Genomic DNA, 21,283 nt, shown 5'->3' on the forward strand with positions numbered 1-21,283 from the left:
AGTCATCCCTCGGCCAGCACCAGTCCCGCCGCCGGCGGCAGGGCGGCTCCGGAACCGGAGGGCAGGTTGACGCTCTCGACCAGCCGCCAGCCCCGCGGCGGCGCCCACGCCACCGCCTCGCGGCCAAGGTTGAAGGCGCAGAGCAGGCGCTCGCCGCCGAGGATGCGTTCGAAGCAGACCATCCCTTCCGGGGCCTCAAGCAGGCGCATCTCCCCGCGCGCGAGGGCCGGATGGGCCTTGCGCAGGGCGATCAGGCGGCGGGTGGCGTGGAGCATGGAGGCGGGGTCCGCCTCCTGCCGGTCGACCGCGAGGTCGACGTGGCGCGGATCCACGGGCAGCCAGGGCCGGCCGGTGGAGAAGCCGGCCTCCGGCGCGTCGGCCTTCCACGGCATCGGCGTGCGGGCGCCGTCGCGGCCCAGCGTCTGGGGCCAGTTGGCGATGGCCTCGGGATCCTGCAGCCGCTCGAACGGCACCTCCGCCTGCGGCAGGCCCAGCTCCTCGCCATAGTAGACGAAGACGTTGCCGCGCAGGCACATCAGCAGCAGCATGGCCATCTCGGCGAAGGCGCGGGGATCGCGCTCGCGGGCCCAGCGCGAGATCGCCCGCGGCGCGTCGTGGTTGGAGAAGGTCCACGAGGGCCAGCCCTGGCCCTCGCGGCCGTGCCAGGCCTCGGCCCCCTGGCGGACCAGCTGGCACTCCAGCGTCGGGGCGTAGAGGTAGAGAAAGCCGTAGGCGCTGTTCAGCCGGTCGTCCCCGGCGGTGAAGGCCTGCATCTCCCGCTCCGCGTGGTCGCCCCCGACCTCGGCCACCGAGAAGCGGCCGCCATAGCTGTCGGTCAGGGCGCGGATGCGCTTCAGGAAATCGACGATGGCCGGATGCGACTGGTTGTGGACCTTGTCCTGGAAGTCGAACGGCCGGGTCCGCTTGCCGCCCGGCGGCAGCGGCGGGTTGTCCCGCAATTGCGGGTCATGCATGGCGAAGTTGATGGCGTCGAAGCGGAAGCCGTCGACCCCGCGCTCCAGCCAGAAGCGCGCCACGTCCAGCAGGGCGTCCTGCACCGCCGGATTGTGCACGTTCAGCTGCGGCTGCTCGGGCAGGAAGTTGTGCATGTAGTACTGGCCGCGGCGGGCGTCCCAGGTCCAGGCGGGACCGCCGAACACCGACTGCCAGTTGGTCGGCGGCGAGCCGTCGGCCCGGGCGTCGGCCCAGACGTACCAGTCGGCCCTGTCGCCGGTGCGGGACTGGCGGCTGTCGCGGAACCAGGGGTGCTGGTCCGAGGTGTGGGCGAAGACGAGATCGATGATGATGCGCAGCCCCAGCCGGTGCGCCTTCAGCACCAGGGCGTCGAAGTCGGCCAGCGTGCCGAAGATCGGGTCGACGTCGCAGTAGTCGGCGACGTCGTAGCCGAAATCCTTCATCGGGGAGGTGAAGAAGGGGCTGAGCCAGACGGCGTCCACCCCGAGGGAGGCGATGTGGTCGAGGTGCTCGGTCACGCCCTTCAGGTCGCCGACGCCGTCGCCGTTGGTGTCGGCGAAGCTGCGCGGATAGACCTGATAGACGACGGCCCCGCGCCACCATTCGGCGGCGTCGGCTTCGGCGGCGGGGGAGGCGAGAATCTGGGCGGTCACTCGGAGCCTTCTGAAACGCAGACGACATAGCCCAGGGCGGGCACGGAGACGGAGACCGCCCCCGGGGCGGCGGCGCGGGAGGGACAGTGCCCCAGCGCGGCGCGCCAGGCGAGGGAGTCGACCTCCACCGGCACGTTGACGTCGCGCGGGGCGGTCGAGGTGTTGAAGACGACGAGGGTTTCGCCGGCCGCGTCGAGGCGCGAGAGGGCGAGGACGCCCGGCTCCTGGTCGGCGACGCGCACCCGCACCTCGCCGCGGCGCAGGCGGGGATCGGCGGCGCGGACCCGGGCCATCTCCGCGATGCGCCGGTACATGTCGGCGTTGGTATCAAAGGGGCCGGCGGCGGAGCCGATGCGGCGGTCGTCGGCGTAGGCGGCGACACGGGTCTCGAACATGTCCTGGCGGGCGCGGCGGTCGTCGCCGTCGCCGGTGAAACCCTGCTCGTCGCCATAGTAGATCACCGGCACGCCGCGGCCCAGCAGGACCAGGGCGTGGGCCAGGGTCGCGCGGTCCAGCAGTTCGGCGTCGGAGACGTCGGGCATGGCGTTCAGGATCAGGTGGCCGATGCGGCCCATGTCGTGGTTGCCGGTGAAGGTCGGCAGCCGGCGCGCCGTCTCCACCCCGCCGGCGTAGATGGCGTCCTCCATCAGCAGGTAGCCCATGGCGTCGGGGTGCTGGACGCCCGTGACCATGTTCTGGACGACGCGCTGATAGGCGAAGTCGAGCACCGTCGGCAGGCCGTCGACGACCGTGTGCATGGCCGCCGCGCCCGACTGGAAGTCGTAGGTCTCGCCGAAGATGTGGAAGTTCGGAATGCCGCGGGCCCGGGCGCGCTCGAGGATGGCCGGGACGAAGGCCTGCCAGAACTCCGGATTGACGTGGCGGGCGGTGTCGATGCGGAAGCCGTCGATCCCGTAGTCGTCGATCCAGGCGCCGTAGACGTCGATGAAGCCCTCGATCACGCGCGGGTGCTCGGTGAACAGGTCGTCGAGCCCGGCGAAGTCGCCGTCCATGCGGGCCTCGCCGTACCAGGCGCTGTTGCCGCGATTGTGGTAGAGGCCGACGTCGTTCAGCCAGGCCGGGACCTTGACCGTCTCCTCGCCGGCGGGGACGTACGGCGTGTACGCGTAGTCGGGGCGCGTCAGGGTCGAGAAGTCGCTCCCGGGCTCGCCGGTGAAGCCGGGGTTGATCGGCTGGCCGTCCAGGCCCCCGCGGCGCTGGTACGGATAGTCGCCCTTCCAGCGGTAGCCGCAGTCGTTCTCCGGGCATTCCCGATAGCGGATGACGTCGGCCGTGTGGTTGATGACGATGTCCAGATAGACCTTCATCCCGCGGGCATGGGCCGCCTCCACCAGGGCGCGGAAGTCGTCATTGGTCCCGAAATGCGGATCGATCCGGGTGAAGTCGGTGATCCAGTAGCCGTGGTAGGCGGCGCTCTCGTGGCCCGGCGGCCCCTGCACCGCCTTGTTGACGAAGGGCGGGGCGATCCACAGGGCGGTGACGCCGAGGCCCTGCAGATAGTCGAGCCGCCCCGTCAGGCCGGCGAGGTCGCCGCCGTGGTAGAAGCCGGGGTCGGCCGGATCATGGCCCGTCACGAGCCGGTCGCCCGCGAGCCCGCCGCGATCGTTCGAAGGGTCGCCGTTGGCGAAACGGTCGGGCAGCAGGAAGTAGATGACCTCGTCCTCGGGCAGCCGGTCGCGCAGACCGGAGCCGGGCGACTGGGCCCCCGCCGGCGCCGCGAACGCCGCCGCCGCGGCGGCGATCATGAGCGCGCGTGAGACGCGCGACGGCCGGAACCGTGCGGGCATGGGGTGTCCTCCAGGCGTCCCCGGACGTCGTGGCCCGATGGATCAGTTTGCAAGATTTTGCAGCGCGGGCGGTTTCTGTCAATCCGGCGAGGCGACCCGCCAGAAATGCGGCCGGAACACTGGTCTCCCCCGGATTCGCAACCCTGAAGCGCGCCGTGTGCGTCACATTTCCGCCACGGTGCGGGGTCGGCGCGGCGGAGTCGCTTGCATGGGTGCAAGAAGTTTGCATAACTTTGCGATGACGCTGGACGCTTCCACAGAAATGCGCCGGCTCCAGGGAGGATTGAGATGAGAACCCAGGTGACCCCGCGCGCGCGCCTTCTCGGCGGAGCCGCGCTCAGCGTTTTCGGCCTTCTGGCCCTCGCCGGCGCAGCGCAGGCGCAGACTCCGCCGCCGCCGCAGGACGAGCCGTCCGAGATCGGCGAGATCATCGTCACCGGCATCCGCGGCTCGATCGAGAGCTCGATCGCCGAGAAGCGCGGGAACTCCTCGATCGTCGAGGTCGTCACCGCCGAGGACATCGGCAAGCTGCCGGACGTGTCGATCGCCGAATCGCTGGCCCGCCTGCCGGGCCTGGCCACGCAGCGTCTGGACGGCCGGGCGCAGATGATCTCCATCCGCGGCCTGGCCCCGGACTTCACCAGCTCGCTTCTGAACGGCCGCGAGCAGGTCTCCTCGGGCGACAACCGCGGCGTCGAGTTCGACCAGTATCCCTCGGAGCTGCTGGGCAGCGTTCTGGTCTACAAGACTCCGGATGCGGCCCTGATCGGCCAGGGCCTGGCCGGCACCGCCGACCTGCGCACCATCCGGCCGCTGGAGTACGGCCGGCAGGCGATCGCGCTGAACGCCCGCTACGAGTGGAACGATTACGGTGCGCTGAACTCGGGCACCGAGGACACCGGCCAGCGCTATTCGATCAGCTATATCGACCAGTTCATGGACGACACCCTGGGCGTGGTGCTGGGCTACGCCCACATGTCGACGCCCTACCAGGCCGAGCGCTTCAACGCCTGGGGCTATCCGAACTACTCGGACGGCAACCTGCTGATCGGCGGCGCCAAGCCCTATGTCCAGTCCAGCGAGCTGGTCCGTGACGGCTATCTCGCCACCGTCGAATACCGACCGAATGACCGCTGGCGCTCGACCTTCGACGCCTTCTATTCCGAGTTCGACAACACCCAGATCCTGCGCGGCATCGAGTTCCCGCTGGCCTGGGGCGGCGGGGCGGAGTCGGTGGCGGGCGCCTGCGCCGCCAGCGGCGGCGCCCAGACCGCCACCTGCCGCCCCGGTCCGTCGCTGCGGCCGGGATACACGGTCGAGGACGGCGTCATCGTCGCCGGCACCTGGGACAATGTGAAGGGCGTGGTGCGCAACGACGGCAACCGCCGCACCGCCGAGCTGACCTCGGTGGGCTGGAACAACCAGTTCCAGCTGACCGACGCCTGGACCGCCAACTTCGACCTCAGCTATTCGAAGGCCGACCGCACCGACGTGGTGCTGGAAACCTACTCGGGCACCGGGCGGAACGTCACCGGGGCGCTCGACACGCTGAGCTTCGTGACGACGCCGGAAGGGACCACCTTCACGCCCAACCTGGACTATTCGGACCCGTCGCTGATCCTGCTCACCAGCCCCCAGGGCTGGGGAGTCCCTCCCGGCGGCCAGGACGGCTTCATCAACAGCCCGACGACGATCGACGAACTGACCAGCGCCCGCGTCGACTTCGCCCGTGACATCGACAATGGCGGGCCGTTCAGCCGGATCGCCTTCGGCTTCAATCTGACCAGCCGCGACAAGGAGCTGGACCTCGAGCGCTATTACCTGTCGCTGGACGCCAACGTCGCGGACCCGACCCACAGCACCAGCGTGCCGATCCCGAGCGAATACCTGCTGGAGCCGACCGACCTGACCTATCTCGGCCTCGGACCGATGGTCAGCTACGATCCCTTCGCCCTGATCGACAGCGGCATCTACACCCTGATCGCGCCGCAGGATGACAACTTCCTGGCCTTCGGCTGGGCCGTCTCGGAAGAGGTCTTCACCGGCTACTGGAAGGCGGACATCGACAGCGAGCTGTTCGGCGCCCCGGTCACCGGGAACATGGGCTTCCAGGTGGTGCGCACCGAGCAGAGCTCGGACGGCACGGTCGCCTCGGGCGACCCGGCGGTGCCGGTCGCCCGCTCCGACGGCGACGACTACATCTACGTGCTCCCGAGCGCGAACCTGTCGTTCGAGGTCGCCGAAAACCTGTTCTTCCGGCTCGGCGCGGCGCGAGAGATGGCCCGGCCGCGGATGGATCAGATGCGCGCGTCCATCAACATCGACTACAACGCCGGCTTCGCCAACAACACCTCCCTCACCGCGTCTCCGTGGGACGGATCGGGCGGCAATCCGCGCCTGCGGCCGTGGATCGCCAACGCCCTGGACGTCTCGATCGAGAAGTACTTCGGCCGCCGCGGCTACGTCTCGCTCGCCGGATTCTACAAGGATCTGGAAAGCTACATCTACGACCAGGAGACGCTGACCGACTTCACCGGCTACCCGGTGATCAGCGGGCCGGAGCCGGTCCTCCGCCAGGGCTATCTGTCGGTCCCGCAGAATGGCGAAGGCGGGGTCATCCAGGGGCTGGAGTTCGCCCTGTCGGTGCCGTTCGACATCCTGTGGCAGCCGCTGGAGGGCTTCGGCATGACCTTCAGCGCCTCGCTCACCGACAGCGACATCGTGCCGAACCCCGGCAGCCCGTCCACGCCGCTGCCCGGCCTGTCGGAGAAGGTCGGCAACCTGACGGTCTACTATGAGCGCGCCGGCTTCCAGGCCCGGATCTCGAACCGCTACCGGTCGGAGTTCCTCGGCGAACTGTCCGGCGTCGGCACCGACCGCATCCAGCGCATGGTGGACGAGGAGAACGTGGTCGACGCCCAGGTCGGTTACGAGTTCCAGTCCGGCCCGATGGAAGGCCTGTCGATCCTCGCCCAGGTCAACAACCTGACCGACGAGCCGTTCAAGACCTTCGAGAACAACGACGACCGCCGGGTCATCGACCACCAGCAGTACGGCCGCACCTTCCTCGTCGGCCTGAACTACCGCTACTGACCGGACGGACCGGTGAGATGCAGGGCCGCTCCGGGAGACCGGGGCGGCCCTCGCCTTTTCCACCCCCGCGGGCCACTTTTGGTTACGGCGGAACGCAAAGCGCTGGACGCGAGCGTCGCCGGATGGAAGCAAGGGCGCTGGAGAAGGCCGCGCGCGCTTGACGCAGGCCGCCGGGGAGAGACATGACCGACACCACAGCTTCGCCGCCGTCGCGCACCCAGGGCACGGGCCTCGCCTTCGCCTATGTGACGACCCTGTTCTTCGCCTGGGGCTTCGCCACCTCGCTGATTGACCCGCTGATCGCGGCGGTGCGCAAGGTGTTCGACCTGAGCACGGCCGAGGCCATGCTGACCGCCTCGGCCTGGTTCATCGCCTACGCTGTCGTCTCGGTGCCCGCCGCCGCCGTGCTCGGCAAACTGGGCTACAGCCGCTCGATCATCTCGGCCCTGGCGGTGATGGTGCTCGGCTGCCTCCTCGTGCCGCTGGCCACGATCGTCGACTGGTACCCCGGCGTGCTGATCGCCCTGTTCGTCATCGCCTCGGGGGTGACCCTGCTGCAGGTGGCCGCCAACCCGCTGGTGGCGGCGCTCGGCTCGCGCAAGAGCTCGCACGCCCGCCTGAACTTCTCGCAGTTCTTCAACTCGCTCGGCACCACGGTCGGCCCGTGGCTCGGCTCCACGGTGCTGCTGACCGGCGGCGTGTTCGCCGCCGGCGCAGTCGTCACCGCGGCCACCCGCGACGAGTCGCTGCGCAGCATCGACTTCGCCTTCCTGGCGCTGGGCGGCTTCTTCGCCGTCGTGGCCTTCTTCATCTTCACCGCCCGCAAGAAGATCAACGCGGCGGCGGCCGGGGCGGACGAGGGCGGCGGCGTGGCCTCGCCGCTCAAGGCCTTCGGCTCGAAGTGGGCCCTCTTCGGCGCCCTCGCCATCTTCATCTACGTCGGCTCGGAAGTGACCATCGGCGGCCTGCTGACCAACTTCCTGCACAGCCCGACCATCCTGAACATTCCCGAGGCCGACGCCGGCCGCATGGTCAGCCTGTACTGGGGCGGGGCCATGGTCGGCCGCTTCATCGGCGCCCTGCTGCTGACCCGCGTCCGCGCGGGCGTGCTGCTGACGGTCAACACGACCATCGCCGCCGTGCTCTGCCTCGTGGTCACCCAGACCACCGGCGAGACCGCGGCCTACGCCGCCATCGCGGTCGGCTTCTTCAACTCGATCATGTTCCCGACCATCTTCACCCTGACGCTGGAGCGGTCGGGCGCGCCGGCCTCGGCGACCTCGGGCCTGCTGTGCACCGCCATCGTCGGCGGCGCCGTGCTGCCCTACATCGCCGGCCATCTGGTCGACGACGCCGCGGCGGTGTTCAACCCGGCCTTCTTCGTGCCGCTGGCCGGCTACGTCCTTCTCACCGTGTTCGCGATCGCCTGCGCCCGCTCCAAGGCCCGCGACGGCGACGTGGTGGCGGCGCCCGCCTCGCACTGAGCCGGCGCGCACCGGGACCGCAGGGCCGCCGGGGGCATCCCCCGGCGGCCCTTGTGCGTCCGGCGCACCGGCCGCGACACGCCCGCGCGATCGACGGGCGCCGGGCGCGAACCCCATTCCCGCAGGGCATATACCCGGGCGGATCGCGCAATATTGCGCACTGCTGATGCGTGATAATCCCCGCGGGGGCGCCTGCGGCGCCGGGAGTCCATCAGGGGGAACGAGGTCGCCGCAGCTGGCGGCCCCGGCTGAGCAAACACAATGAAGTTTCGGCACATCGAGGTATTCCACGCCGTCTACCAGACGGGATCGGTCACCGGCGCGGCCCGCGCGCTCCACGTTTCGCAGCCGTCCGTCAGCAAGGTCCTCGGGCACGCCGAGGATCAGCTGGGCTTCAAGCTGTTCGAGCGGGTCAAGGGGCGACTGACGCCAACGCGGGAGGCGGACGCCCTCTACCGCACGGTGGACGAGATCTACGGACAGATGGCGTCCCTCGACACCATGGCCGACAACCTCCGGCGGGGAACGGGGGGCCATATCCGCCTGGGAGTCACCCCGACCCTGGGTCTCGGGGTGGCGCCCGATGCGATCGCGCGTTTCCGGGGCGCTCATCCCGACGTCGCCTTCGACATCCGGACCCTGAACCACGACGAGGTGCGGGGCGCTCTCATCGCGATGGAGTGCGACATCGCCGTGAGCTACGATTCTCCCCGGCACCCGCGTCTCGCGTCGACAGCGATCGGCAGCGGCGAACTGGGCATGCTGTACAGACGATGCGACATGCCCGACGCCCCGGCGCGGATCGACTTCGACCTGCTGCAGTCAAAGGACTGGATCGCGCTCGCCGCCGACGGCTGGGTCGCCCAGACCTGCGCCCAGGAGATCGAGCGCCGCAGGCTGCGTCTGAACGCAGTCGTCTCGGTGCGGACCTACTATGTCGCCGCAGCCCTGGTCGCGCGTGGCGTCGGCGTCACGGTCATGGACCAGCACTCGGCCCAGGCCTGCCTCACGCCCGAGATGGCGTTCCGCCCGTTCATCGAGCCGCTCCCGCTGACGATGTACTGCATCTACCTCCAGGACCGGCCGCCATCGAAGATGATCGGGAAGTTCATCGACGTCCTGCGCCGCGAGATCGCGCAGCCGCCGCCTCCATAACCCGCAGGTATGAATCCGCCTCAAAACAGCAGTATGCGCGGCCGGCGCGATATCTGAGGGTTCGGTCGACGACATCGCCCGAAGGCCTCACATGCTGCCTGGTCCCTATCTGCTTCACCTCGGTTCCGCGACTGACGCCCTCGCCGTGAAGACGGCGCGGGGCGTCCTCCAGTGGCGGCCGCACGCCTGCCTCGCCCAGCGCCGACTGCCGGACTGTTCGGTCGACCTGGGACTCCCGGAGATGACCTTCGCCGAGGCGGTCGACCGGGGCGCGCGGACGCTGGTCCTCGGTAGCGCCAACGCCGGCGGGGTCATGGGACGGGATCTGATCGACGAAGCGGTTCTCGCCCTGGAGGCCGGGCTGAACGTGGCCAGTGGCCTCCACGACCGGCTGGTCGACCAGCCCGAAATCGCGTCGACCGCCTCGCGCTGCGGACGACGTCTGTTCGATCTCCGCACGCCTCCGCACGATCTTCAGGTCGGCGCCGGCGTCCCGCGCGCCGGCTTCAGGCTGCTGACGGTGGGCACCGACTGTTCGGTCGGGAAGATGTACACCAGCCTCGCCCTCGAGCGGGGCCTGCGACAGGCTGGTCTGGCCGCCGATTTCCGGGCGACCGGCCAGACCGGAATCCTGATCGCCGGGGAGGGGGTTCCGGTCGACGCTGTTGTCGCCGACTTCATTTCCGGCGCGGTGGAGCGCATCTCGCCCGCCCGCCACGATGGCGGCTGGGATGTGATCGAGGGTCAGGGGTCCCTGTTTCATCCATCCTATGCGGGCGTGTCGCTCGGCCTGCTGCACGGGGCTCAGCCGGACGCGATCGTCCTGTGCCATGAACCGGGGCGGCGACATATGCGAGGACTGCCCGGCCGGCCGCTGCCGGATCTGGCCGCCTGCCTTGAAGCCAACCTGGCCGCCGCCCGTCTGACCAATCCGGCCGTTCAGGCGGTCGGGGTGGCCCTGAATACCGCGACTCTGGATGAGGCCGGAAGGGCGCAGGCGATCCGCCTGGCCGAACGGGACACCGGCCTGCCGTGCGTCGATCCTCTCATCCACGGCGTTGCGCCGATCATTGACCGGTTACTTGCATGCTACAAAACCTCTCCTGCGCGGCAGACCGTCGGCGCCTGAAGGCGCCGTTCCGCATCTCTCGAGGCGTGAAGACGGAGATCGAAACGGTCGTCGCCACGGTGGAACGCGAGGGCCGGATCGGTCGCGGCGAGGGGACGCCCTATCCCCGCTACGGCGAGAACACGCAATCGGTGATCGGACAGATCGAGTCGGTCCGGTCCCGCGTCGAGGCCGGTCTCGATCGAGAGAGCCTCATCGAACTGCTGCCGCCGGGCGCGGCCCGCAATGCGCTGGATTGCGCCCTCTGGGACCTGGAGGCCCGCGCCGCCGGCTCGACGGTCTCGGCCCTCCTGGGCCGGCCGCGGCCCGGCCCCTGCGTCTCGGCCCTCACCGTCAGCCTCGACTCGCCCGAACGCATGGGGCGGGCCGCGGCTGCCCTGGCCCCCGCCCCGCTGCTGAAGGTGAAGGTGGACGGTGCGGAGCCGCAGGCGCAGATCGAGGCCGTGCGCGCCGCCGCGCCCACGGCCCGGCTGATCGTGGATCCGAACGAGGGCTGGGACCTCCAGCTGCTCAAGGACCTGCAGCCGTTTCTCCGCTCGGCCCGGGTGGACCTGGTGGAGCAGCCTCTCCCGGCGGCGGACGACGAGGCCCTCGAGGGCTACACGCCCTTGGTGCCGATCTGCGCCGACGAATCGTTTCACTCGGGCGCGGATCTCGATCGCGTGTCTTCGCGGTACCAATGCGTCAACATCAAGCTCGACAAGAGCGGCGGTCTTACTCACGCGCTTGAGCTGGAGACCCTGGCGCGCGCCCGCGGCATGATGGTCATGGTCGGCTGCATGGTCTGCACCTCCCTGTCGATCGCTCCGGCCCTGCTGCTGGCGGAACAGGCTGATTTTGTTGATCTGGATGGGCCGCTCTGGCTGGCCGACGACCACCCCGGCGGGGTGACGGCGGAGGGCGGCGTTCTCACGCCGTCCGGCGAGGCGGTCTGGCGTCTATAGCCGGGAGGCATAGCGCGAAGAACAATTGGAAATACTTGCCGAGCCCCAACTGTGTCCACTTAATGACACGGGCGCGACAGACGCCGTGAGGGCGGGCTCGCATTCCAGGGGGGATTTTCGGTGGGATCGATCAATCTGCGTATGCTTCTGACGGTGGGGGCTTCCGTTGCGGCGCTCGGCACCCACGCCTATGCCCAGACGCCGCCCCCGGCGTCCGGGCCGCAGGAGCAGGACGCCGCGACCCTCGACGAAGTGGTCGTCGTCGGCTCCCAGATCCGGGGCGCGCGCGTCAACGACGCCCTCCCGGTGACCGTGCTGGAGGCTGAAGACCTTGACGGGGTCGCCGCCACCAACGGCGACGAACTGTTCCGGGCCATTCCCCAGGCCGCAGACGTGGCCTTCAACGAGTCCCAGGACGTCGGCGGGATCAACGACGCGCGCGGCGACACGGCCTCGATCAATCTGAGGGGGCTGGGGACCGGCAACACCCTGATGCTGCTCAACGGCCGGCGCATGGTGCTGCACCCGGGAACCCAGACCGAGAACCTCGTGCCGGTGACGACGGTGAACACCAACGCCATCCCGAATCTCGGCGTGCGTCGCGTTGAAGTGCTGCTGGACGGCGCCGCGGCCCTCTATGGCACCGACGCCGTGGCGGGGGTGATCAACACGGTCCTGCGCTCCAACTTCGAGGGCTTCACCTTCGAGGCGGGGGCCGGAACGGCCGAAGGCACAGATTTCGCCCAGTATGATTTCAGCCTGCAGGCGGGTCGGGACTTCAATGGCGGGCGCACCAATCTCTCGCTGATGGCTGACTACGCCACCCGCAACGAGCTGTGGGCCCGCGAGCGCGAATACGCTCGCCACAGCGACAACCGGCCCCTGCTGGTCGGCACCCCCTTCGAGGGCGACACGGACTTCCAGAACACCTCCCTGGACACCCCGTGGGGCGAGTTCATCCGGCTGACCAACAGCTACAACACCAGCACCGCCCTGACGCGGGTCAACGGCCAGACCCTGACCACCAGCGGCGTGTTCCACGTCCAGCCCAACTACAACGAGGGCTGCGTCGCCCCCGGGATCGTCGCCGGCACCTGCTTCGACAACTCGTCGCTCTCCAGCGCCAGCACCGACAACAACCTCCGCTACAACATCAACGATGTGCGCGCGCTGACCGGGGCGAACGACCGGCTCAACGTCTTCCTGTTCGCCAACCACGAGTTCGACAACGGCCTGGAGTTCTTCGGCGAGGCCGGGGTGTACTTCGCCGACTACAACACCCAGCGCGAGCAGGAGACGCCGCTCACGGCGGCCCGCATCATCATGCCGGCGAACGCCTACTGGAACCCGCTGGGTCCGGTGGGCAGCCCCAACCGTCTGCCGGGGCTGACCTCCGGCGCAGGCAACTCCCCGTTCCCGGCCGATGGCGCGCCGCTCGCCTTGCAGGACTACCGGGTGGTGGACGCCGGGCCGCAATATGTGAACGTCGAGAGCCTCTCGACCCGCTTCCTGGCGGGGCTGCGCGGCGAGTGGCGCGGCTTCGACTGGGAGTCGGCGGTGCTGTATTCGACGTCGCGCACCGACGACACCATGCGGGCGATCAGCAGCACCCTGTTCCAGCAAGCCATCGCCCGGACCACGCCTGACGCCTACAACCCCTTCATCGGCGGCAGCCTGATCGACCCCTCGCGCGGGCCCGAGGTCGGCAATCCGCAGTCGGTGATCGATTCCTTCATGGTCGACGTGTCGCGGATCAGCGAAACCTCGCTGGCCATGTGGGACATGAAACTGTCCCGCCCGGACCTTTTCTACATGCCGGCCGGGCCGGTCGGGATGGCCCTGGGGATCGAGGCGCGCCACGAGACCTTTGAGGACGACCGCGACGATCGCCTCGACGGCACCATCACCTTCACCAACCTGGCGGGCGAGAGCACCGGCAGCGACGTCATGGGCGCCAGCCCGACTCCCGACACCGAAGGGGATCGCGACGTCCTGGGCGCCTTCGTCGAGTTCGCCGTGCCGCTCGTGTCGCCGGACATGAACGTTCCGCTGGTCCACTCGCTGGACCTGCAGGTGGCGGGCCGGGCCGAGAACTATTCGGTGTTCGGCTCGGTGGCCAAACCCAAGGTCGCACTGGCCTGGCGCCCCGCCTCGTGGATGATGCTCCGCTCGGCCTGGTCGCAGGGCTTCCGGGCGCCGAACCTGCCGCAGCTCTACGAGGAGGGCGTCGAACGTGCGAACACCCGCTCGGACTGGGCGCGGTGCGACATCGAGGTGCGGGCCGGTCGCGTGCCGGACTTCGACTCATGCTCGGTCGGCGTCTCGTCGGTCAGCCAGCGCTCGGGCAGCACCGAGCTCAAGCCGGAGGAGTCGGAGAACTTCACGGCCGGCCTGGTGGTTGAGCCCCGTTTCCTGCCGCAGGGCTGGGGCGAGCTGACCTTCACCGTCGACTACTGGAACGTGCGCCAGGAAAACCTGATCGGCATTTTCGGCGACGCCAACGCCCTGACGCTGGACTATCTGCTGCGCGCCCGCGGCAGCTCGAACCCCAACGTCGTGCGCGCCGCGCCGACCCAGGAGCAGGTGGACGCGGCCGCCGGGACGGGCCTCGCGCCGGTCGGCACCCTCCAGTACGTGATCGACCACTACCGCAACCTGCAGCCGCGCGAGGTCGATGGCGTCGACTTCGGCATCTACTATGATCTGGACGACACCCCGTGGGGCGATTTCAGCTGGCGGCTCAATGCGGCCAAGCTGCTGACCTTCTACCAGGAGCCGAGCGAGGACGCCGCGGAGCTGCTGGCGGCGCAGGCGGCGGGCGAGATCGATCCGAGCATCCGCATCGTGGGGGCCGAGGACCTGCGCCTGCAGAACGGGCTGCCGGAGTGGCGAGCCACCTCGACCGTGACCTGGCGGAACGGCGCCTGGGGCGCCGGCCTGTACAGCAGCTATGTCAGCGAGGTCTATGACACCAGCGCGACCCTGCCGGACGGCACCCAGTGGGTGGTCGACGACTGGCTGACCCACAACGTCTACCTGCAGTACGAGTTCGACGGCGAAGGTCCGTTCAACGACACGCGCCTGCGGATCGGCGTGCGCAACATCGAGGGCAAGGATCCGCCTCTGGCCGACCAGTCGTTCGGCTACATGGGCAGTCTGCACTCGAACCGGGGGCGCTGGTTCTACGCCACCTTGCGCAAGCGTTTCTGACCCGGCCTCCGCCGCGCCCGCGACGGGACCGTCGCGGGCCTGCCGTTCCGTTCGTGCGAGTTTGCCTGAATGACTGATTCCACCCCGACTGCGCCGCCTGCTCCACGTGGGGGGGCGGCCAGCCGCCTGGCCCGGCTGTGGTTCGGAACGGCGCTCTGGAAGCGGATCCTGCTGGGTCTGGCTCTCGGGGTGGCGGCGGGGCTGGTGCTGCAGGAGCGGGCGGTCGACATCAAGTGGATCGGCGACGCCTTCGTCCGGCTGATCCGGATGCTGGTCGTGCCCCTCGTGTTCGTCACCATCGTCTCCGGGGTCGCGGCCATGTCCGAACCCCGGAGGCTGGGCGCGATCGGCCTGAAGACGATCGGGCTGTACTTCGGCCTGATGCTGATCGCCAGCGCGCTGGGACTGTTCATCGGCACGGTGCTGCAGCCGGGGCTGGGCGTGGACCTGAGCGGCGTCGTTCCCCTGCCCGCAGCCGGGGCTCCGCCGAGCTTCGGCGAGACCCTGATGAACGTCATCCCCACCAATCCCTTCGCCGCCCTCGGCTCGGGGGACGTGCTGGCGGTGATCTTCTTCGCCCTGCTGCTCGGCGTCGGAATCCTGGTGGTGGGCGAGGCGGCGCAGCCTATGCAGCGCGTCTTCGACGCCGGCTCCGCGGTGATGCTGCAGATCACCTACTTCGTCATGGAGCTGGCTCCCTTCGGCGTGTTCGCCCTCATCGCCTGGGTGGTGGGCGTCAGCGGACCGGACGCCTTCGTCAGCGTCTTCAAGCTGGCCCTGTGCGTCATCATTGGCTGCGCCGTGCAGACGCTGGTCGTCCATGGCGGGCTGATCCGCCTGCTCGGCCGCCTGCCTGTGCGACCCTTCTTCCGCGACGTGACGGACGCCATCGTCGTCGCCTTCACCACCTCGTCCAGCTCGGCCACCCTGCCGGTGGCGATGAGGGTGGCTCAGCGGAACCTCGGCGTCGCGCCGGTCGTCGCCTCGACCACCCTGCCGATCGGCGTGACGCTGAGCATGGATGGCACCGCCCTCTACGTCGCGCTGCTGGCCACCTTTTCGGCCCAGGTGTTCGGCGTCGAACTGACCGTGGTCGACTATCTGATGGTCATCGCCGCCACCACCCTGGTGGCGATCGGCACCGCGCCCGTGCCCTCCGCCTCCCTGTTCATCCTCGCCGCCGTGCTGTCGGTGATCGGCATCAGCGCCGAGCAGACGGCGCTGATCGTCGGCTTCATCCTGCCGTTTGACCGGCCGCTGGACATGATGAGGACGATCCCGAACTGCACCAGCGACCTGTCGGTCGCCGTCGTGGTCGCCCGCTCCGAGAACGAACTGGACGTCGAGTCCTATCGCGCCCACCCGGTCGAATGAGGTCATCAGCCGTGCGCCTTGTCCGAACCTCCGTCCTCGCCGCCGCCGTCCTCCTTGTCTGGCCTGCCGCCGCCGCGTCCCAGACCGCCGCCCCCCGGGAGCGGCCGCGTCAGGCCATGGTCGCGGCCGCCAATCCGGCGGCGGTCGAAGCCGGGCTGGATATCCTGCGGCAGGGCGGCAGCGCCATCGACGCGGCGGTCGCCGTCCAGGCGATGCTGGGACTGGTCGAGCCGCAGAGTTCAGGGATCGGAGGCGGCGCCTTCATCATGCATTTCGCCGCGGCCACCGGGGAGGTCGACGCCTACAACGGGCGCGAAACGGCCCCGGCGGCGGCGACGCCGGAAATGTTCCTGGACGACTCCGGCCGGCCGTTGCCCCGCAGTCAGGCGATGCTGGGGGGCCGCGCCACCGGCGCGCCGGGGGCGGTGCCCGTGCTGGCCCTGGCGCATGCCCGACATGGCCGTCTGCCGTGGGATCGGCTGTTCGACGGCGCGATCGCCCGGGCCGAGGAGGGGTTCGAGGTGACGCCGCGACTGGCCGAGCACATCCACGGCTCCTTCCCCCAGGCCTCGGCGCCGGACGTGCGGGCCTACTTCTCCCGGCCCGACGGTTCCCCGATGCAGGTCGGCGACCGGCTGAGGAACCCGGCGTATGCGGCCGTGCTGCGACGCATCGCGACCGAAGGCGCCGCGGCGCTCCAGCGCGGTCCGGTCGCCGAGGGCATCGTCGCCCGCACGACCGCCGGGCCCCTGCCTGGCCGGATGACCCTTCAGGATCTCGCCGCCTACCGCCCCGAGGCCGTGGAGCCGGTGTGCGGGCCCTACCGGGCGTACGTCATCTGCACGCCGCCGCCTCCTTCCAGCGGGGCGGCGCTGCTGCAGCTGATGGCCCTGCTCGATCGCACCGACGTCGCCGGACGAGGGCCCGAAGATCCGATCGCCTGGGTGCGCTTCGCCGAGGCCAGTCGGTTGATGTACGCGGATCGGGACCACTATTTCGGCGATCCGGCCTTCGTCGAGACGCCCGTGGCGGGCCTGCTTGATCCGGCCTACCTGGAGACCCGCGCCGCGCTGATCGGCGAGATCGCGGCCCCGGAGGCTCCCCTGCATGGCCAGCCCCCGGGCGCCGCCGTTCCCGGACCGGACGCCACGGCCGAGCCCGGCGGCACCACCCACTTCGTGGTGGTCGACTTCGACGGCAACGCCGCCTCGGTGACCTCGACGGTGGAATCCTATTTCGGCTCGGGCCGGATGGTGGAGGGCTTCTTCCTCAACAACCAGCTGACCGACTTTTCCTTCGCTCCGGTCGACCGGGATGGCGCGCCGGCGGCGAACGCGGTGGCCGGCGGGAAGCGGCCACGCTCGTCGATGTCGCCGGTCATCGTTCTGGACCGGGAGGGGCGGCTGGTGGCGGCGCTCGGCTCACCCGGCGGCAACGCCATCCTGGCCTACAACGCCAAGGCCCTGTTGGGCCTGCTCGGCTGGGACATGTCGCTGCAGGACGCCTTCGCCCTGCCAAACGTCGTCGCCCGCGGCGAGACGTTCAACGGCGAGGCGGCCAGGTTGCCACAGCCGCTGCGCGAGGAACTGTCGCGGCGCGGCGTCGAGGTGCGGCCCGGAAGCGGCGAGGCCTCGGGTCTGCACGGGGTGACCGTCGGGCCGGACGGCCGGCTCACGGGCGCGGCCGATCCCCGGCGCGAGGGGACAGCGGTGGTTCTGGAGGAACAGCCATGAAGAGACTGATGATCGCGGCGGCCCTGGCAGCCGCCTGGCCGGTCGCGGGGGCGGCGCAGGAGCCGGCCGCTGCGGCGCAGGAGCCGGCGGCGGCGGTTTCGCCGGCGCCGCCGCAGCGGGTGACATTCCCCAGCCTCGACGACGGACGCACCGAACTGGTGGGCTATCTGTACGCGCCGGCGCGGGCCGACGCGGCGGCGCCGGCCGTGGTGCTGATGCACGGCCGCGCGGGCGCCTATTCCACGCTCGCCGACGGAGTCTACGACGCCAGCACCCTGAGCCAGAGGCATCAGTTCTGGGCCCGGTACTGGGCCGGGCGCGGCTACTACGCTCTCATCGTCGACGGCTTCGGGCCCCGCGGCTATCCGGGCGGCTTCGGCCGGGGCAGCTACAGCCAGCGCCCGGCGGCGGTGAATGAGGTGACGGTGCGTCCGCTGGACGCCTACGGAGCGCTGCAGTACCTGCGGACGCTCCCCGGCGTGGATGACGACCGGATCGGCCTGATGGGCTGGTCCAACGGCGGCAGCGCCACCCTGGCGACGATGGCCGACGACAAGCCCGGCGACATGCGGCGGCTGGGCTTCCGCGCCGCGATCGCCATGTATCCCGCGTGCGGTCTGCACAACCGCTTCGACCGCACGGGCTACAGCACCTATGCGCCGGTCCGGGTCTTCATGGGCACCGATGACGAGGAGGTCTCGCACGATCGCTGTCGCGACCTGATCGGAACCGCGCGCGCCCGTGGCCACGACGTGGAGTTCACCTCCTATCGCGGCGCGACCCACAGCTTCGACGATCCGGGCCGCCGTCGGCAGTCGGTTGCAGCCAACGCCCGCGCCACGGCCGACGTCCGCCAGAAGCTCGGCGAATTCTTCGACGCGGCTCTGGCTCCCCGCGCCGAGTAAGGAGTCCCCATGCGCCTGCGCTGGCTGAAGTCCCTGGCGGTGGCCGCCGCCCTGGCGGCCGTGACCTGTCCCACGGTCGCGCAGGAGGCGCCCGCCCAGGCCCGCCCCGGCCTCGGCTCGGGCGGGGACATCGTCAGCTACGGCCAGATTCACCAGCCGGTGATCGGACGGGGCGGCATGGTGGTCAGCCAGAGCGGCCTGGCCACACAGGTCGGGGTCGACATCCTTCGCGGCGGGGGCAACGCCGTCGACGCCGCTGTGGCGGTCGCCTTCGCCGAGGCCGTGACCCTGCCGCGGGCCGGCAACATCGGCGGCGGCGGCTACATGCTGCTGCACATGGCGGCGACGGACGAGCGGCCGGCGGTGGATCTGGCCATCAACTACTACGGGGTGGCGCCGCGGGCGACGACGCCGGATCTGCTGCTGGACGACAACGGGCGTTTCGACCGCGGCGCGCCGGCCGGTTTCCTCAACGTGTCGGTGCCCGGCACCGTGGCGGGGCTCTGGGAGGCTCACCGCCGCTTCGGCTCCCTTCCGTGGGCCGATGTGGTGGCGCCGGCCGTGACGCTGGCGGAGGAGGGGGTGATCCTGACCGACGGGGAGGCGGACGCCACGGCGGGCCGGGCGGCCGTGCTGGCGCGCGACCCCGGCGCGCGCGAGGCCTATCTGAAGCCCGACGGGACGCCCTATCGCGCAGGCGAGTTGTTCCGACAGCCGCAGCTCGCCTGGAGCCTGCGGCAGATCCAGCAGGGGGGCGCCGACGCCTTCTACAGGGGCGAGTTGGCCCGGCGCATCGTCGCAGGCGTCCAGGCCGGCGGCGGCATCATGGATCTGCAGGACCTCGCCGATTATCGCGCCGAGGTGACCGACCCGATCTGGTCCAGTTACCGCGGGCGGCGCATCGCCGTCATGCCGCCGACCGCGTCGGGGGTCAGCGTGGCCGAAGCCCTGAACCTGCTGGAGCATTTCCCTCTGCGGGAGATGGGCTGGGGCAGCTCCGACAGCCTCCATCTGATCGCCGAGGCGATGAAGGTGGTCTCGGCCGATCGCCGGCTGATCGGCGGCGGACCTCAGTGGCGGACCCCGGCGGCCGGCCTGGCCAGCAAGGGGTTCGCCGCGGAACGGGTGCGGCTGATCTCGGCCGACCGCGTGCTGGGCGAGGGCGACGTCGCCGCCGGCGATCCCTACCCATGGGAGAGCCCGGACACGACCCATTACTCGGTCGCCGATGCGGCGGGCAACGTGGTCAGCAACACCTACACCCTGTCCAACTCCTACGGCGCGCATGTCGCGCCCCCCGGAACCGGCATCCTGCTGAACAACTCGCTCGACAACTTCTCCTGGGGGCGCCGGGAGGACGGCCCCGCCGCCAACCAGCCCGCTCCGGGAAAGCGGCTGGGTTCGACGATCACGCCGCTGATCGTCTTCGGCGAGGACGACAGGCCGTGGCTGGTCACCGGGACGCCCGGCGGCGGCTACATCATCGCCACCATGGTGCAGTTGATCGTCAATGTGGTCGATCATGACCTGAACATCGCCGAGGCGGCCATGAGGCCGCGGATCAACCAGGGGCCGGCGGGGCGTCCGCTCGAGCTCGAGGGCGGCTTCTCGCCGGAAGTGGAGCGGCTGCTGCGCGCCCGCGGCCACCGGACCCGGGGCTCGGCGACCATGGGCAGCACCCAGTCGATCATGATCGAGGGCGATCGATTCCTCGGAGCGGCCGACACCCGGCGGCCGGACGCGCTGGCGCTGGGGGTGCGCTAGGTTGCGCCGCGGGGGCGGTTCGCCCCACCATGGCGCGGCTGATGACCTTCAAGCCGTTGGGCCGACATTGATGCGACGGAAGCGTTCGGAACAGGAGACCGGGGCCGAGGCGCCGCCGGCGATTGCACGACGGGCATCTCGCCGCGCCTTCGCACGTTGGAGGAGCAGCACCCTGGAGCCCGGCCGCCAGCCGGAGAGCCGCATGATCCGACGTCTGTTGCGAAGCCTCGCCGCCGCCCTGCTGCTGGCGCTCGCCGCCGCTCCGGCCTGGGCCGAGGTGACGCTGACCTTCTACGCCCATCCCGGAGCCCGCATCCGCGGCGGCGAGCTGCTGTTCCCCCACGCCTTCGTGCACGCCGTCGGCGTCCTCGACGACACGGGGGAGCCGGTCGACTGGGCGGCGGGCTTCACGGCGAAGAACCCCGGACCGCAGTTGCTGTTCACGCGCGGGACGGGCGTGGTCCTCGAGCCCGACCCGCGCTACGTCGGCGAAGGGCGGCCCTATCTGCAGCTGACCGTCGCGGACGAGGTCTATCGCGCGGTCCGCGCCCGCGCCGACTGGTGGAACGGCCCCGAGGGCTCGGTCTACGAGCTGCGCCGGCGCAACTGCATCACCTTCGTGGCTGATCTCGCCCGCCTGGCGGGACTGCGGACCGCGGACGAACCGTCGATGAAGCCCGGGACCTTCCTTGAGGCCACGGCGGCGCTCAATCCGGCGGCGGCGTGGCGGGAGGGGGCCCTCGAGGCGACGGACCGGTCCCTGGACGCCGGCGCCGCGCGGTAGCCGCCGCCTCACGCGATCGTGAACCCGGGGCGGTCGGCGGGCGGGGAGGCGCGGCTGCGCCCCTCCTGAAAACGATTGCATCTCCGAAAAAGTGAGCACTACAAACGAAATCAGTATCTTGGGGAGAGACTGATCATGGCGCAGCGTCGGGTGAAAGAGCTGGTCGTCACGGTGGCGCTGGCGGCCATGCTCACGCCGCTGGCGGCGTGCGGGGGCGGGGGCGGAGCCAGCGGCAGCATCGTGACGCCCATTCCGCCGCCGCCCCCGCACGC

Annotated in this window: 13 protein-coding genes; 11 read left to right on the forward strand and 2 right to left on the reverse strand. The window is 70.3% G+C overall.

The window, feature by feature from the left end:
- Window positions 1–2: 2 nt before the first annotated feature.
- The gene (locus H2038_RS09650; RefSeq protein ID WP_292112241.1) at window positions 3–1,628 is read right to left on the reverse strand and encodes an alpha-amylase family glycosyl hydrolase; all 1,626 of its coding nucleotides are present in this window, start codon (window positions 1,626–1,628) and stop codon (window positions 3–5) included.
- On the reverse strand, window positions 1,625–3,436 hold the full coding sequence (locus H2038_RS09655; RefSeq protein ID WP_292112243.1) for an alpha-amylase family glycosyl hydrolase: 1,812 nt from the start codon (window positions 3,434–3,436) through the stop codon (window positions 1,625–1,627). The genes H2038_RS09650 and H2038_RS09655 overlap by 4 nt, the downstream gene beginning before the upstream one ends.
- A 288-nt stretch (window positions 3,437–3,724) precedes the next feature.
- Here H2038_RS09655 and H2038_RS09660 point away from each other — a divergent pair, with 288 nt between their 5' ends.
- The 11 genes from H2038_RS09660 to H2038_RS09710 all read left to right on the forward strand — a co-directional run bounded on the left by H2038_RS09660 (window position 3,725) and on the right by H2038_RS09710 (window position 21,011).
- Complete coding sequence (locus H2038_RS09660) at window positions 3,725–6,529, forward strand: TonB-dependent receptor (RefSeq protein WP_292112246.1); 2,805 nt, start codon at window positions 3,725–3,727, stop codon at window positions 6,527–6,529.
- Between the two features lie 182 nt (window positions 6,530–6,711).
- Window positions 6,712–8,013: a sugar MFS transporter gene (locus H2038_RS09665; RefSeq protein WP_292112248.1), complete on the forward strand. Its 1,302-nt coding sequence runs from the start codon at window positions 6,712–6,714 to the stop codon at window positions 8,011–8,013.
- A gap of 261 nt (window positions 8,014–8,274) precedes the next feature.
- Window positions 8,275–9,168, forward strand: a complete 894-nt coding sequence (locus tag H2038_RS09670) for a LysR family transcriptional regulator (RefSeq protein ID WP_292112251.1) — start codon at window positions 8,275–8,277, stop codon at window positions 9,166–9,168.
- A gap of 91 nt (window positions 9,169–9,259) precedes the next feature.
- Window positions 9,260–10,297: an N-acetyltransferase DgcN gene (dgcN, locus tag H2038_RS09675; protein WP_292112254.1), complete on the forward strand. Its 1,038-nt coding sequence runs from the start codon at window positions 9,260–9,262 to the stop codon at window positions 10,295–10,297.
- Between the two features lie 26 nt (window positions 10,298–10,323).
- Complete coding sequence (gene dgcA / locus H2038_RS09680; RefSeq protein ID WP_292112257.1) at window positions 10,324–11,241, forward strand: N-acetyl-D-Glu racemase DgcA; 918 nt, start codon at window positions 10,324–10,326, stop codon at window positions 11,239–11,241.
- A gap of 141 nt (window positions 11,242–11,382) precedes the next feature.
- Complete coding sequence (locus H2038_RS09685) at window positions 11,383–14,451, forward strand: TonB-dependent siderophore receptor (protein ID WP_292112261.1); 3,069 nt, start codon at window positions 11,383–11,385, stop codon at window positions 14,449–14,451.
- Between the two features lie 69 nt (window positions 14,452–14,520).
- On the forward strand, window positions 14,521–15,825 hold the full coding sequence (locus tag H2038_RS09690) for a dicarboxylate/amino acid:cation symporter (protein WP_292112263.1): 1,305 nt from the start codon (window positions 14,521–14,523) through the stop codon (window positions 15,823–15,825).
- 11 nt (window positions 15,826–15,836) lie between these two features.
- Complete coding sequence (locus H2038_RS09695; RefSeq protein ID WP_292112265.1) at window positions 15,837–17,558, forward strand: gamma-glutamyltransferase family protein; 1,722 nt, start codon at window positions 15,837–15,839, stop codon at window positions 17,556–17,558.
- On the forward strand, window positions 17,555–18,463 hold the full coding sequence (locus tag H2038_RS09700) for a dienelactone hydrolase family protein (RefSeq protein WP_292112268.1): 909 nt from the start codon (window positions 17,555–17,557) through the stop codon (window positions 18,461–18,463). The genes H2038_RS09695 and H2038_RS09700 overlap by 4 nt, the downstream gene beginning before the upstream one ends.
- A gap of 9 nt (window positions 18,464–18,472) precedes the next feature.
- Window positions 18,473–20,227 (forward strand): gamma-glutamyltransferase, encoded by a 1,755-nt coding sequence (gene ggt, locus H2038_RS09705; RefSeq protein WP_292112270.1) that lies wholly within the window; start codon window positions 18,473–18,475, stop codon window positions 20,225–20,227.
- Between the two features lie 202 nt (window positions 20,228–20,429).
- Entirely contained in the window at window positions 20,430–21,011 is a 582-nt protein-coding gene (locus H2038_RS09710; protein WP_292112273.1) for a hypothetical protein, read from the forward strand.
- The last annotated feature ends 272 nt before the right edge of the window (window positions 21,012–21,283 follow it).

The organism is Brevundimonas sp., assembly GCF_013912005.1.
Lineage (GTDB): Bacteria > Pseudomonadota > Alphaproteobacteria > Caulobacterales > Caulobacteraceae > Brevundimonas.

Coding starts and splice junctions, on each gene's coding strand:
- H2038_RS09710 (WP_292112273.1), top strand. CDS start 20,430: ATGATCCGACGTCTGTTGCGAAGCCTCGCCGCCGCCCTGCTGCTGGCG.
- H2038_RS09665 (WP_292112248.1), top strand. CDS start 6,712: ATGACCGACACCACAGCTTCGCCGCCGTCGCGCACCCAGGGCACGGGC.
- H2038_RS09685 (WP_292112261.1), top strand. CDS start 11,383: ATGCTTCTGACGGTGGGGGCTTCCGTTGCGGCGCTCGGCACCCACGCC.
- H2038_RS09700 (WP_292112268.1), top strand. CDS start 17,555: ATGAAGAGACTGATGATCGCGGCGGCCCTGGCAGCCGCCTGGCCGGTC.
- H2038_RS09655 (WP_292112243.1), bottom strand. CDS start 3,436: ATGCCCGCACGGTTCCGGCCGTCGCGCGTCTCACGCGCGCTCATGATC.
- H2038_RS09660 (WP_292112246.1), top strand. CDS start 3,725: ATGAGAACCCAGGTGACCCCGCGCGCGCGCCTTCTCGGCGGAGCCGCG.
- H2038_RS09690 (WP_292112263.1), top strand. CDS start 14,521: ATGACTGATTCCACCCCGACTGCGCCGCCTGCTCCACGTGGGGGGGCG.
- H2038_RS09670 (WP_292112251.1), top strand. CDS start 8,275: ATGAAGTTTCGGCACATCGAGGTATTCCACGCCGTCTACCAGACGGGA.
- ggt (WP_292112270.1), top strand. CDS start 18,473: ATGCGCCTGCGCTGGCTGAAGTCCCTGGCGGTGGCCGCCGCCCTGGCG.
- dgcN (WP_292112254.1), top strand. CDS start 9,260: ATGCTGCCTGGTCCCTATCTGCTTCACCTCGGTTCCGCGACTGACGCC.